The sequence below is a fragment of the Agrococcus sp. KRD186 genome (genome assembly GCF_017168255.1).
Lineage (GTDB): Bacteria > Actinomycetota > Actinomycetes > Actinomycetales > Microbacteriaceae > Agrococcus.
Genome location: NZ_JABFAP010000001.1, coordinates 1,352,963 through 1,366,088, shown reverse-complemented (window position 1 = coordinate 1,366,088; position 13,126 = coordinate 1,352,963). Strand labels below are relative to the sequence as shown.

The window sequence follows — 13,126 nt, the reverse complement described above, 5'->3', positions numbered from 1 at the left end:
GGTGACGTGCAGGTACCCCCGCTTGCCAGATCGGGACTCGATCGCGACCACGTCGCGAGGATCGCGCCCGACGCCGTCGCGCGCGCGCTCGAGCTGCCCTCCACACGCGTGATCGTCGTCGCCGGCGATCGCTCGCCCGTGCACGACGGCAGGCTCGTGCGCTTCGCCCCTGATGCGCTCCCGAGGACCGCCGTGGCCGTCGAGCCGGCCGTGCCGCCCAGCTGGCTGGGCAGGCTGGCGCCCGAGGCGCCCGGAGAGCAGGGCGTGATCGTGCTGAGCATGCTCGTCGCCGAGCCGTTCGACGTGGACGGCGCCGAGTGGCGCTCGCTGCGCGAGGTCGGTGCCGAGCTCGACGACGCCGACGCCGGGGTGCTCGTGCAGGCGGTGGCGCTGGGCGTGTGGCAGCGCGAGAGCCATCACAGCCCCGTCGACGGCCTGCCGACCGTGTTCGAGGAATCCGGCTGGGTGCGCCGCTCCGACAGCGGCGCACCGCACTTCCCCCGCACCGATCCCGCGGTCATCGTCGCCATCCACGACGAGGCCGACGAGCGCATCCTCCTCGGGCACAACGCCGCCTGGCCGGAGGGGCGCTACTCGCTGATCGCCGGCTTCGTCGACCCCGGCGAATCGCTCGAGGCCGCCGTCGTGCGCGAGGTGCACGAGGAGACCGGGCTGCGCGTGGTCGAGCCGCGCTACCTCGGTTCGCAGCCGTGGCCGTTCCCGCGCAGCCTCATGCTCGGCTTCGAGTGCGTCGCTCCCGAGCCCGACGCGATCGTGCCAGACGGCGTCGAGATCCTCGACGTCCGCTGGTTCACCCGCGACGAGCTGCGCGCCGGCGTCGTGCAGCTGCCCGGCTCGACCTCGATCGCCTCCTGGATCCTCGAGGCGTGGCTCGAACGATGACGGATGCGTCGATGGCGGATGCGCCGATCACCGACGCCGACCGCATCCTCGCCGGCCTCGACGAGCAGCAGCGGCAGGCGGCGACCACCCTCGGAGGACCGGTCGCCATCCTCGCCGGCGCCGGCACGGGCAAGACGCGCGCCATCACGCACCGGATCGCCTACGCCGTCGCCACCGGCGAGCAGGCGGAGCACGCCTCGCTCGCGCTCACGTTCACCGCGCGCGCGGCGGGGGAGATGCGCACGCGCCTGGCGCGGTTGGGCGCCAGCCGAGTGCAGGCGCGCACGTTCCACGCGGCCGCGCTCGCGCAGCTCTCGCACTTCTGGCCGCGCATCACCGGCTCGCACATGCCGAAGCTGCTGCCGCAGAAGGCGGCGACGGTCGCGGATGCGGCTGCCCAGCTGCGCCTGCGCCTGCCGACCGCGCAGCTGCGCGACGCCGCGGGCGAGATCGAGTGGCGCAAGTCGCAGGCGATGACCATGGAGGACTACGGGGTGCAGGCGCGCATCCGCCCGATGCCCACCGGCATCGCGCCCGAGGCGATGCTCGATCTCCACATGGCCTACGAGCGGGTCAAGGACGAGCGGCGCCAGATCGACTTCGAGGACGTGCTGCTGGCGACCGCCGGCATGATCGAGCGCGAGCCGGTGGTGGCCGACGAGGTGCGCTCGCGCTACCGCCACTTCACCGTCGACGAGTACCAGGACGTCTCGCCCATGCAGCAGCGGGTGCTGGCCGCCTGGCTGGGCGAGCGCCGCGACATCTGCATCGTCGGCGACCCGAGTCAGACGATCTACTCGTTCGCGGGCGCGGATGCGGCCAGCATGAACCGCTTCTTGCACGAGCACCCCGACGCCGAGGTCGTGCGGCTCGAGCGCTCGTACCGGTCGACCTCGGCGATCGTCGGAAGCGCGAACCGGCTCATGCGCGGCCGCGACGCGCTGACGCTGACCGCGGCATCGGGGGAGCCCGGCCGCGAGCCGAGCATGACCACGCACGCCAACGACTCCGCCGAGGCCGCGGCCGTCGCCGGCGCCTGCCGCGCCCAGGTCGACGCCGGCGCCGACCCCAGCCGCATCGCGGTGCTCACCCGCTTCCACGCGCAGTCGGGCCTGATCGAGCAGGCGCTCGCGGGCGTCGGGCTCTCATCGACCGTGCGCGGCTCCGCCCGCTTCTTCGAGATCCCCGTCGTCAAGCGGGCCGTGATGATGCTGCGCAGCGCGCCCGCCGATCACCGGCCGGTGTTCCAATCGGTCACCGACATCGTGATGGGGCTCGGCTATCGCGCCGAAGCGCCCGCGACCCACGGCGAGGAGCGCGCCCAGTGGGATGCGCTGCACGCGCTCGTGACCCTCGCCGAGGAGGCGGGCGGCACGGATCTGCCCGGCTTCGCCCGCGAGCTGCAGCGCCGCGCGCAGACCGAGCACGAGCCGACCGTCGCCGCCGTCACGATCGCCACCATCCACGCCGCGAAGGGCCTCGAGTGGCAGCACGTGCACGTGGTGGGCCTCGCCGAGGGGCTGCTGCCGGTCTCGCATGCGACCACGCTCGCTGAGATCGATGAGGAGCGGCGGCTGCTCTACGTGGCCATCACCCGGGCAGAGCGCACGCTCTCGCTCACCTGGGCGCACGGCTCCGGCCACGCGGTCAGGCAGCCATCGCGCTTCCTGACCGAGCTGGCTCCGCCGCAGGGCGCTCGGGCGGGCCGGTCAGCTGGCGGCCGCGCTGGTGCTGGCACGGCCGGCGGCGCCGCTGCGCGCTGACCGCGCCGTCGCGCTGGCTGATCTGCACCGCCCAGCCCTCGGGCAGCGCGCCGGCACCCGCGCGCCGCAGCGCATCGAGCACGGTGACCACCGTCTGCGCTGCGGCGATCGGGCCCGCCTCCGGCACCAGGTGTGCGGGCAGCAGCGTGGCGTCCCGCGGTGTGCACTGCACGCATCCGCCACCCGCGCTCACGTAGGGGCCCACCTGCACCCAGGCATCGCCGAGCACGACGGGCAGGTGCGCGGCACCCGACGAGAGCAGCCGCTCGGTCTCCGCGGCCGGCATGCGCCAGGGCGCGACCGGCACGATGATGCCGTCGCTGCCCGCGCGGTGCCCGGAGTCACGCACCGCTCGGTGCAGCTGCTCTGACAGGCGGATGCGTCCGCGCACCAGCACGGGCACGGCCGGTGCCGCGTCCACGAGCGCCGGAGCCAGCTGGGTGAGCAGCGAGTGTGCATATGCGTCGCCGACGAGCTGCTCGAGCTCCTGCGGCAGCACGCCTCGCGTCATGGCGGCGATGGCGCGCAGCGTCGGGGGGTCGGCGTCGAGCACGGCGACCGGCTGCTGCGCCCCGATCACGATGCGCTCGGGGGTGGAGCGGAAGACGGCCAGATGGGGATCGAGTCGGAGCATGGGCGCATGGTGCGCCGATCCGGCCGATCGCGTCGGCAGTTCTCCACAGGCGCGCTGGAGCGGGCGTCAGCCCTGCTTGGGCTCCTGGTCGTCGTCGGGCTCGTCACCGTCGGGCTCGTCACCTTCGGGCTCGTCACCGTGGGGCTCGCCGCGCTCGGCGTCGTCGAGCAGCTCCTGCAGCGCCAGGTCCATCTCATCGAGCTCGCCAACGCCCTGCAGCCGCGCGATCACGAGCGAGGGGTCGTCGATGTCGGCGGAGCCCGGCATCAGGTCGGGCTGGTCCCAGAGCGAGTCGCGCACCTCCGCACCCACCGCATCCGTCACCGTGCGCCAGAACGCCGCGGCTTCGCGCAGCCTGCGCGGGCGGATCTCGAGGCCGACGAGCGTGCCGAAGGCCTTCTCGGCCGGTCCGCCGGTCGCGCGCTTGCGACGCACCGACTCGGCGATCGCATCGCGCTTGGGCAGCCGCGCGGTGGCCGCCTCCGTGACGGCGTCGACCCAGCCCTCGATCAGGGCGATCGTGGTCTCCAGGCGCGCGAGCGCCTCCTGCTGCTCGGCCGTCTTCGGCGGGATGAGCGCACCGCTCGAGAGCGCCTGTCGCAGCTCCTCGGGGTTCGTCGGGTCGAAGGACTCGGCCAGCTCCTCGAGCCGGTCGACGTCGATGCGGATGCCCTCGGCGTACTCGCGCACGGAGGAGAGCACATGCAGGCGCAGCCAGCGCGCGTGGTGGAAGAGGCGGGCATGGGCGAGCTCGCGCGCCGCCATCCAGATGCGCACCTGGTCCTCGGGGATCTCGAGGCCCTCGGCGGCCGTGCGCAGGTTCACCGGCAGCAGGGCCGCGGTGTCCTCGAGCAGCGGGAACCCGAAGTCCCCGCCGGCGACGGTCTCGCCGGCGAGCTGGCCGACGACATTGCCCAGCTGCATCGCGAACATGGTGCCGCCGACGTTGCGGAGGATCTTCTCGGCACCGGCGAGCATCTCCTGCGCCTCCTCGGGCGCGTGCTCCTGCATGGCTCGGGTGAGCGCGTTCGCGATGCTGTTCGCCACCGGCTCGCTCATCTCCTGCCACACCGGGATGGTCGCGTCGACCCACTGCTGGCGCGACAGCATCGTCAGCCCGGTCGCGGCGCCGAGCTCGGTCGTCTCGCCCAGCCACATGGCCGCAAGGTCTGCAGCCTGCTGCACGGCCTCGCGCTCGGCGCTCGTCACCGAGCCCGGGTCGCGCTGCACGACTGCGGCGGCCTGACGCTTCGTGGCCGACCAGTCGATCCCGTCCTCGGTGCGCGCGAGCGCGGCCTGCAGCTGCGCCATCAGCGCCTGCAGCTGGGCAGGATCGGAGGGCATCCCCGCGGCGCCCGCGAGGCGGGCTGGATCGATCGGTCCTTCCCCTGACAGGAACTGCTGCAGCATCTCGCGCAGCTCGTCCTCGGGGAGCCGATCGTCGGAGTCCTCAGGCATGCGACTACGCTATCCGCAGCATGTCCATACCCGCCGGGATTCCGCCCATCCAGCCCTCCGCCGTCCGCGAACAGCCGGTGCCCCACCGCTTCCCGGACATCCGCCCGAGGCGTCTTCGTCGTGCCGGCTGGGGCGCGCTCGCGGCCGCGGCGCTCGCCTCGCTGGGGCTCGCCTTCGTGCCCTCGCCGTATGTGGTCGAGGTGCCGGGCCCCACCTACGACACCCTGGGCCAGACGGATGCGGGCCCGCTGATCGAGATCAGCGGTGCCGAGACGTACCCCACAGAGGGCGAGCTGCGGCTGCTGACCCTCGCGTGGTTCGGCAACCCGCAGCGCCCGCTCAGCTGGGTGTCGGTCGCGCAGGCCTACCTGGATCCGGCCGACTCGATCATCCCGATGTCGGTCGCCTTCCCGCCATCGCAGACGATCGAGCAGTCGAACGAGGCCGGCCAGGTCGACATGCGCAACTCCCAGCAGGCCGCCATCGCGGCCGCGCTGCTGCATGAGGGCCACGATGTCGCCAGCGAGGTCCGGGTCGCGGGCGTCATCCCGGATACCCCGGCGGACGGCCTGCTGCAGCCGAACGACCGCATCCTGAGCGTCAACGGCCGCACGCCGTACGACGTCTGGTCGATCCGCGAGTCCATCGCCGCCGTCGACGGCCCGACGGTGTTCGAGATCGAGCGCGGCGGTGCGTCGATGACGGTCGAGGTCACGCCGCTGGTCGAGGGTGATGAGCGGCTGGTCGGCATATACGCGTCGAACGAGTACACCTTCCCCTTCGAGGTCGACATCGAGCTGCCGAACGTCGGCGGCCCGAGCGCCGGCATGATGTTCGCGCTCGGCATCGTCGACGAGCTCACCCCCGGCGCCATGACCGCCGGCACCGTCTGGGCGGGCACCGGCACGATCGCCGCGCTCGGCGACGTGGGCCCGATCGGCGGCATCGTGCAGAAGCTCTACGGCGCGGTCGACGCCGGCGCCACGCACTTCCTGGCGCCGGTCGAGAACTGCGCCGAGGTCGTCGGCCACATCCCGGACGGCCTGACGGTCTTCGCCGTCGACACGCTCGATGACGCGATCACCGCCGTCGAGACGGTCGCCACGGGCGCCGACACCGCCGGGCTGCCCACGTGCGGGAGCGGCGCGGACTCATAGGGACCATGGATACGATGGTCGCACCGCCCGCATAGCTTCTGGAGCAATACGACGTGTCTGCCAACGCCGAACGACCGCCCATCGCGACCACCGGGAGGCAGCGGCCCTCGCCGCTGCTGATCACGGTCCTGATCGTCGCCGCAATCATCGGCGCCTTCGTGCTCTTCTCAGGCTTCTACGCCGACATCCTCTGGTTCGACCAGCTGGGCTTCGTGCAGGTGCTCCAGACGCGCTGGGTGTCCATCGCCGTGATGTTCCTGATCGGCTTCGTCGCGATGGCCGTGCCGCTCGCGCTCGCGGTGCAGATCGCGTTCCGTTCGCGCCCCGTCTACGCGCAGCTCAACTCGCAGCTCGACCGCTACCAGGAGCTCGTCGAGCCGCTGCGCAAGCTCGTCATGTGGGCCGCGCCGGTCGCTCTCGGCTTCTTCTCGGGCATCGCTGCCGCCTCGCAGTGGGAGACCGCTCAGCTGTGGCTCAACCGACGCCCCTTCGGCGAGACCGACCCGCAGTTCGGCCTCGACGTCGGCTTCTACATCTTCGAGCTGCCGTTCTACCAGCAGATCGTCGGCTTCGCGCTCGCGGTGCTGTTCATCAGCGGTGTGGCCACGCTCGCGACCGCCTACCTCTACGGCGCCATCCGCGTCACCGGTCGCGAGGTGCGCATCTCGCGCTCCGCGCGCATCCAGCTCGCCATCATCATCGCGCTCTACATGCTCGTGCTGGGCGTCTCGATCTGGCTCGGCCAGTACGCATCGCTCGCGCAGACCTCGCAGGGCTTCCTCGCGACCGGCGCGGGCTTCACCGAGGTCAACGCGTCGATCCCCGCGGCGCAGATCCTCGCGGGCATCGCGGGCCTCGTCGCCATCTTCTTCATCGTCACCGCGATCATCGGCCGCTGGCGCATCGCGATCGTCGGCACGGGGCTGCTCATCGCCGCCTCGCTGGTCGTCGGCGTCGCCTACCCGGCGATCATGCAGCGCTTCCAGGTCGAGCCGACCGAGCGCAGCCTCGAGGCGCAGTACATCCAGCGCAACATCGATGCCACCCGCGCGGCCTGGGGCGTCGACGGGATGGTCGAGACGGCGTCGGATGCGAGTACCGACGCCGAGCCCGGAGCCCTGCGTGCGGATGCGGAGACGACCGCGAACATCCGCATCATGGACCCGGCGCTCGTGACGGACGCCTTCGCCAACCTGCAGGAATACCGCCAGTACTACGGCTTCCAGGATCAGCTCGACGTCGACCGCTACGAGATCGACGGTCAGACGCAGGACACCGTCATCGCTGTGCGCGAGCTCGACCTCGCCGGCCTCGCCGACGACAACTGGTTCAACCAGCACATCGTCTACACGCACGGCTACGGCGTGGTCGCGGCCTACGGCAACCAGCGCGGCCCGGAGGGTCAGCCGGTCTTCCTCCAGTCCGGCATCCCCACCACGGGCGAATTGGGCGAGTACGAGCCGCGCGTGTACTTCGGCGAGGAGATGCCCGACTACTCGATCGTCGGCGGCCCCGAAGGCTCTGACCCGCTCGAGCTCGACTACCCGCTCTCGAGCGACGAGGGTGCCGGCAACGCCGAGACGACCTTCGCGGGCGAGGGTGGACCGGCGCTCGACAACATCTTCAATCGACTCGTCTACGCGCTGAAGTTCCAGTCGGAGCAGATCATCCTCTCCGACGCGGTCACCGACGACTCGCAGATCCTCTACGACCGCGACCCGCTGGAGCGCGTCGCCGAGGTCGCGCCCTACCTGACGCTCGACAGCGACACCTATCCGGCGATCGTCGACGAGCAGCTCGTGTGGATCGTCGACGGCATGACGACCGCCTCGTCCTACCCCTACTCGTCGCACCGCTCCGTCGCCCAGGCCATCGCCGACTCCACGAACCCGACGCCCCCGATCGGCGACGTGATCAACTACGTGCGCAACTCGGTCAAGGCGGTCGTGAACGCCTACGACGGCTCGGTCACGCTCTACGCCTGGGATCCCGAGGATCCGATCCTGCAGGCGTGGAACGACATCTACCCGGGCACGATCGAGCCCATCAGCGAGATGTCGGGCGAGCTGCTGAGCCACGTGCGCTACCCGGCCGACATGTTCAAGCTGCAGCGCTCGATCCTGGGCGACTACCACGTCACGAACCCCGACACCTTCTTCTCGGGCGACGACCAGTGGGCGACGCCGACTGACCCGACCGTCGGCTCCACGCAGGCAGCTGCCCCGACGCAGCCCCCCTACTACCTGACGATGTCGGTCGACGGGCAGGATCCGGCCTTCACGCTCTACTCCACCTTCATCCCGCGCGACGGCCGCAACGTGCTCTACGGCTACCTGTCGGTGAACGCGGATGCGGGCGGCACAGCGGGCGAGGTGGCAGATAGCTATGGGCAGCTGACGCTGCAGATGCTGCCGAAGGACAAATCCATCCCCGGCCCCGGTCAGGTGCAGAACACCTTCGACACGGACGACCAGGTCTCGCGAGAGCTGAACCTGCTGCGACAGGGTGCCTCGGAGGTCATCAGCGGCAACCTGCTGACGTTGCCGGTCGGTGGCGGACTGCTCTACGTGCAGCCGGTCTACCTGCAGTCGACGGGAGCGACCTCGTACCCGGTGCTGCGGAAGATCCTGGTCTCGTTCGGCAACGACATCGCCTTCGAGGACACGCTGGATGAAGCGCTCGACGCCCTGTTCGGCGGAGACTCCGGAGCGGAGGCCGGCGACTCGGGCGTCGATCCGACGAACCCCGAGGAGGGCGAAGGCACCGGCGAGGGCGAGGAGCCCGCGCCCGATGGCAGCCTGCAGACGCAGCTGAGTGCCGCCATCCAGGCAGCCGGCACGGCGCTGCAGGAGCGCGAGGCGGCCTACGCTGCGAACGACCCGGTCGCCGCAGCCGAGGCGAATGAGCGGATGGTCGCCGCGGTCACGGAGGCGCTCGACCTCTCGGCGCAGATCGAGGGGGAGCCGGCACCCGGGGAGACCCCCGCGCCGGAGGAGACGCCTGCACCGGAGGAGACCACGGCACCGTAGGAGGCCGCGGCACCGCAGCGATTTGCCCCGCGGCTCGACCCCTGGTAGAGTCATTTCTTGTGCCGCGGGGTGGAGCAGCTCGGTAGCTCGCCGGGCTCATAACCCGGAGGTCGCAGGTTCAAATCCTGTCCCCGCAACAAGAAGTCCGCGAACTGCGGCACAGGAAGAGGCCCTCGGAAGAGGGCCTCTTCTGCGTTTCCGCACTGTCGCGCTCACAGCGCGCGGCGTAGCCTGCGCGCATGGGCTTCGCGGTCTCGGCAGACTCCTACGACCGGTTCATGGGCCGGTTCTCGTCGCCGCTCGCCGCCGTGCTGCTCGACTTCGCCAGCGTGGATGGCGGAGACGTGCTCGATGTCGGTTGCGGCCCGGGTGCGCTCACGGGGGAGCTGCTGCGGCGCGGCGCCCGGGTGAGCGCCGTCGACCCCTCGCCGGGCTTCGTCGCCGCAGCGAGACAGCGGCATCCCGGAGCGCGGGTGCTGGAGGCCGCGGCAGAGGCGCTGCCGTTCGCCGATGCGGGCTTCGACGCCGCACTGGCGCAGCTGGTGGTGCAGTTCATGGGCGATCCCGCCGCGGGCGTGGCCGAGATGGCACGGGTCACGAAGCCCGGCGGCACGGTCGCCGTGTGCGTGTGGGATCACCTTGCCGGGCCGCTCGCAGTGTTCTGGCAGGCGGTCGCGGCGCTGCACCACGGCGACGGGCCGGTCCCGGGTGAGACGCTCGCCATGGGTCGCCGCGCGGGCGACCTGGGCGGCCTGCTGCGGGGGAGCGGACTCGCGGACGTCCTGGAGGCGCCGATCGCCGTCTCGGTGCGCTTCGACGACCTCGACTCCTGGTGGGCGCCGTTCGAGCTCGGCGTCGGCCCACCGGGCGACCATGTGGCGAGCCTGGACCCGGATGCCCGTGCGCGGCTGCTCGAGCGATGCCGCGAGCTGCTGCCCTCGCCCCCCTTCGACGTGCGCGCCGTCGCCAACGCCGCCCGCGGCACGCACCGGTGAGCGCGGCCGCGGGGCGGCGCCGTCGATCTAGCGGCCGCCGCCGTTCGAGCCCGACGGCTCCTGCCTGCCCTCGCTGGGCTGCACCACGACGAAGCCGGGGCCGTGGAACGCGAGCTGGAAGGCCTCGCCGGTGCCGCCGCGCAGCAGCGAGCGCATGTTCATCGAGTTCACGACGCTGGGGCTCAGCCCGGCCGACCAGCACACCGCGGCGTTCGGGTCGACGAACGTCGGCTGCCGCGAGCAGTCGAGCAGCAGCGGCTCGCCCTCGCAGGAGACGCCGACGGTGCCGGTGCCGCCCACCTCGACGTTGAAGAGGCCGCCGGCCATGATGTTGCCGCTGCGCAGCATCTTGATGTCCCACTGCAGCTCGGCGTCGAAGGCGAGCAGGTTCTTCCCGTTCACCGAGAGCCCCTCGTTCTCGAGCTGCACGGTGAAGACGTTCGCCGCATCCCTGGCCAGGAACACCTCGCCCTCCCCGCGCATCCGCATCAGCGCGGCGCCTTCGCCGGTGACCAGCTTCTTGAGCATGCGGCCCGCGCCGGCGCCCTCGTGCTGGAAGTCGATCTGGCCCTGGTAGGCGACCATCGCGCCCTTGGCCGAGAGCACGTCCCGACCGCCGGAGACGTTGATGCGCAGCATCTTGCTCGACTGCTTCACCCACCGCTCGGTCGACTGGGTCTCCTGATTCGCCTCGGCGAACAGCTCTGATCTCATGCTTCCCCCTCCAGGGCCTGCTCGAGCCTGACGACCTTGCCGTCGAGCTCGCCCGTCCAGCCTGGTCGGATGTCGGCTTTGAGCACGAGGGATGCCCGGGGCGAGTGCGCGAGCACGGCGTCGGTGGCGCGCCTGAGACAGGCGAAGACCTCATCCCATTCGCCCTCGATGGTCGTGAACATCGCGTCGGTGCGGTTGGGCAGGCCGCTGTCGCGGACCACCTGCACGGCGGCCGCGACCGCATCGTGCACCGAGCCGTCGGGGCCCGCGGTGCCTGGTGCTACAGAGAATGCGACGAGCATCCTGCTCCCTTCGTCGCACCGATCCTGGCATCCCGCGCCTGAGATCGCGAGGTCCGCGTCCTAGGGTGGAGCCATGCGAGAAACCGGGGAAGACGAGCGGATGCTGCTGGCCGCAGCCGTGCAGTGGGCGCCGGGTGCGGACACGGGTGAGAACCGCATCGCCGCGGCGCGCTGGATCGACCTCGCGGCCGCTCGCGGTGCGCGGCTGATCGTGCTGCCCGAGTACTCGCAGCACTGCTCGAAGGACCTCGCGGCGACCGCACCGGCCGCCGCGGAGGCGCTCGACGGCCCCTTCGTCACGATGCTGCGCGAGCGCGCGTCCGCGCACGGTGCGCTCGTCGTGGCCGGCCTGGTGGAGCGGCTCGAGGCCGGCGTCGCCAACACGGTCGTCGCCGTCGACGCCTCCGGCATCCGCGAGGCCTACCGCAAGGTGCACCTGTACGACGCGTTCGGCAGCCGCGAATCCGACTGGCTCACCGCCGGCGACCCGGCGCAGACACCCGTCGTCGAGGCCTTCGGCACGCGCATCGGCATCCAGACCTGCTACGACCTGCGCTTCCCCGAGACGACCAGGAGACTGGTGGATGCGGGGGCCGACGTGGTCGTCGTGCCCGCCGAGTGGGTGCGCGGCCCGCAGAAGGAGCGGCACTGGACGACGCTCGTGACCGCGCGGGCGATCGAGTCGACCGTGCACGTCGTCGCAGCCGATCAGGCGCCGCCGCTGGCGGCAGGCTGCTCGCTCATCGTCGACCCGATGGGCATCCCGCTCGCCGCGCTGGGTGACGAGGAGGGCATCGCGGTCGCACCGATCGACCCGGCCGCGACCGAGCGCACACGTGCGCGCAATCCCTCGCTCGCCAATCGGCGCTACCGCATCGGCTGAACCGTCCGGTCGGGCCCTGCCCGCCGGGCCGGCCGCCGCGACGCTACGAGGTGGGCTGCAGCGCGGCGTCCTTGAGGCCCGCCAGGCGCGAGGCAGCCTCGTGCAGCGTGTCGTCCGACTTGCAGAACGCGAAGCGCATCGTCGAGCGCAGGTCGCGGCGGGACGGCCGCGCGAACGCCGAGAGCGGCACGCCCACCACGCCCACCAGCTCCGGCAGCCGCCTGGAGAGCTCGGTGGCGTCCTCGATGCCCAGCGGCGCGGCATCCGCCAGCACGAAGTAGCCGGCATTGGCCTCGTGCACGGTGAAGCCGGCCTTGCGCAGGCCCCGCGTGAGGATGTCGCGCTTGCGCGCGAACGAGGCGACGATGGTGTCGTAGTGCTCGTCGCCCAGGCGCAGCCCGACCGCGACGGCGGGCTGGAACGGTGCGCCGTTGACGAACGTCATGTACTGCTTGACGGCGCTGATCTGCGCGATGCGCTCGGGCGTCGACATGATCCAGCCGATCTTCCAGCCGGTGACCGAGAAGGTCTTGCCCGCTGAGGAGATCGACACCAGGCGCTCGCGCGCAGCGTCGAACGAGGCCAGCGGCACGTGCTGCTCGTCGTAGACCAGGTGCTCGTAGACCTCGTCGGTGACGATGATCGCGTCGCGGCGCTCGGCGACCCGGATGATGTGCCGCATGGTCTCCTCGCTGAAGACCGAGCCGGTCGGGTTGTGCGGCGAGTTGACGATGATCATCCTCGTGCGCGGGCTCGTGGCACGCTGCAGCCGGTCGATGTCGGGCTCGAAGTCGGGCGCCGCCAGCGGCACCGGCACCAGCACAGCGCCGGCGAGCGCGGCGACCGCCGCGTAGGCGTCGTAGTAGGGCTCGAAGACGACCACCTCGTCGCCCGGGTTCAGGTAGGCGAGCATCGTGGCGGCCAGCGCCTCGGTCGCGCCGGCGGTGGCCAGCACGTCGCCGCGGCCGAGCCCGATGCCGTAGAAGCGGCGCTGGTGCTCGATGATCGCGTCGATCAGCTCCTGCGCCCCGCGGGCCGGCCCGTACTGGTTGCGACCGTGGTCGATCGCGTGCTTCGCCGCGTCGAGCACGGCGCGCGGGCCATCCTCGTCAGGGAAGCCCTGGCCCAGGTTGAGGGCTCCGGTCTTCGTGGCGAGCGCGGTCATCTCGGCGAAGATCGTCGGCGCCAGCCGGCCGTCGGCGCCGAGCAGACCTGCGCCGTGTGCGGTTCGTTGCCAAGGTGCCTGCTCCATGCTCCGACGCTACCCGCTTCTGCCGGGTTCCGAACG

Annotated in this window: 11 protein-coding genes and 1 tRNA gene; 7 read left to right on the top strand and 5 right to left on the bottom strand. The window is 71.6% G+C overall.

Annotated elements, in window-relative coordinates; genetic code table 11:
* The first annotated feature begins 6 nt into the window (after nt 1-6).
* Nucleotides 7-903 carry an NAD(+) diphosphatase gene (gene nudC, locus J1M46_RS06585; protein ID WP_342384303.1) on the top strand — a complete coding sequence of 299 codons (897 nt, stop codon included), beginning with the start codon at nt 7-9 and terminating at the stop codon, nt 901-903.
* Entirely contained in the window at nt 888-2,666 is a 1,779-nt protein-coding gene (locus tag J1M46_RS06580) for an ATP-dependent helicase (RefSeq protein WP_342384302.1), read from the top strand. The genes nudC and J1M46_RS06580 overlap by 16 nt, the downstream gene beginning before the upstream one ends.
* Here J1M46_RS06580 and J1M46_RS06575 read toward each other — a convergent pair.
* Together J1M46_RS06575 and J1M46_RS06570 are read right to left on the bottom strand one after the other, a co-directional pair.
* Entirely contained in the window at nt 2,551-3,300 is a 750-nt protein-coding gene (locus J1M46_RS06575) for a hypothetical protein (protein ID WP_206447091.1), read from the bottom strand. The genes J1M46_RS06580 and J1M46_RS06575 overlap by 116 nt on opposite strands.
* A gap of 66 nt (nt 3,301-3,366) precedes the next feature.
* A complete protein-coding gene (locus tag J1M46_RS06570) occupies nt 3,367-4,758 on the bottom strand; it encodes a zinc-dependent metalloprotease (RefSeq protein ID WP_206447090.1) in 1,392 nt (463 codons plus the stop codon).
* Nucleotides 4,759-4,778: 20 nt separating this feature from the next.
* On the opposite strand from J1M46_RS06570, the gene J1M46_RS06565 reads away from it, so the two are divergent.
* The 4 genes from J1M46_RS06565 (at nt 4,779) to J1M46_RS06550 (ending at nt 9,939) form a co-directional block, all read left to right on the top strand.
* Nucleotides 4,779-5,915, top strand: a complete 1,137-nt coding sequence (locus J1M46_RS06565; protein WP_206447089.1) for a YlbL family protein — start codon at nt 4,779-4,781, stop codon at nt 5,913-5,915.
* A gap of 53 nt (nt 5,916-5,968) precedes the next feature.
* Nucleotides 5,969-8,944 carry a UPF0182 family membrane protein gene (locus J1M46_RS06560; protein WP_342384301.1) on the top strand — a complete coding sequence of 992 codons (2,976 nt, stop codon included), beginning with the start codon at nt 5,969-5,971 and terminating at the stop codon, nt 8,942-8,944.
* Between the two features lie 63 nt (nt 8,945-9,007).
* Nucleotides 9,008-9,081, top strand: a tRNA-Met gene (locus tag J1M46_RS06555).
* Between the two features lie 102 nt (nt 9,082-9,183).
* Nucleotides 9,184-9,939 carry a class I SAM-dependent methyltransferase gene (locus J1M46_RS06550; RefSeq protein ID WP_206447088.1) on the top strand — a complete coding sequence of 252 codons (756 nt, stop codon included), beginning with the start codon at nt 9,184-9,186 and terminating at the stop codon, nt 9,937-9,939.
* Between the two features lie 27 nt (nt 9,940-9,966).
* Here J1M46_RS06550 and J1M46_RS06545 read toward each other — a convergent pair whose 3' ends face one another.
* Entirely contained in the window at nt 9,967-10,653 is a 687-nt protein-coding gene (locus J1M46_RS06545) for an AIM24 family protein (RefSeq protein WP_206447087.1), read from the bottom strand.
* Entirely contained in the window at nt 10,650-10,955 is a 306-nt protein-coding gene (locus J1M46_RS06540) for a thiamine-binding protein (RefSeq protein WP_206447086.1), read from the bottom strand. Before J1M46_RS06540 ends, J1M46_RS06545 begins: the two co-directional genes overlap by 4 nt.
* 73 nt (nt 10,956-11,028) lie before the next feature.
* Here J1M46_RS06540 and J1M46_RS06535 point away from each other — a divergent pair, with 73 nt between their 5' ends.
* Complete coding sequence (locus J1M46_RS06535; RefSeq protein ID WP_206447085.1) at nt 11,029-11,838, top strand: nitrilase-related carbon-nitrogen hydrolase; 810 nt, start codon at nt 11,029-11,031, stop codon at nt 11,836-11,838.
* Nucleotides 11,839-11,881: 43 nt separating this feature from the next.
* Here the strand turns inward: J1M46_RS06535 and J1M46_RS06530 are convergent, their stop codons facing one another.
* On the bottom strand, nt 11,882-13,090 hold the full coding sequence (locus J1M46_RS06530; protein ID WP_206447084.1) for an aminotransferase class I/II-fold pyridoxal phosphate-dependent enzyme: 1,209 nt from the start codon (nt 13,088-13,090) through the stop codon (nt 11,882-11,884).
* Nucleotides 13,091-13,126 lie beyond the last annotated feature (36 nt).

What these genes read in the sequence shown, in the direction of transcription:
- J1M46_RS06550 (WP_206447088.1), top strand. Translation starts at nt 9,184, where the DNA reads ATGGGCTTCGCGGTCTCGGCAGACTCCTACGACCGGTTCATGGGCCGG.
- J1M46_RS06565 (WP_206447089.1), top strand. Translation starts at nt 4,779, where the DNA reads ATGTCCATACCCGCCGGGATTCCGCCCATCCAGCCCTCCGCCGTCCGC.
- J1M46_RS06540 (WP_206447086.1), bottom strand. Translation starts at nt 10,955, where the DNA reads ATGCTCGTCGCATTCTCTGTAGCACCAGGCACCGCGGGCCCCGACGGC.
- J1M46_RS06535 (WP_206447085.1), top strand. Translation starts at nt 11,029, where the DNA reads ATGCGAGAAACCGGGGAAGACGAGCGGATGCTGCTGGCCGCAGCCGTG.
- J1M46_RS06570 (WP_206447090.1), bottom strand. Translation starts at nt 4,758, where the DNA reads ATGCCTGAGGACTCCGACGATCGGCTCCCCGAGGACGAGCTGCGCGAG.
- J1M46_RS06575 (WP_206447091.1), bottom strand. Translation starts at nt 3,300, where the DNA reads ATGCTCCGACTCGATCCCCATCTGGCCGTCTTCCGCTCCACCCCCGAG.
- J1M46_RS06545 (WP_206447087.1), bottom strand. Translation starts at nt 10,653, where the DNA reads ATGAGATCAGAGCTGTTCGCCGAGGCGAATCAGGAGACCCAGTCGACC.
- J1M46_RS06530 (WP_206447084.1), bottom strand. Translation starts at nt 13,090, where the DNA reads ATGGAGCAGGCACCTTGGCAACGAACCGCACACGGCGCAGGTCTGCTC.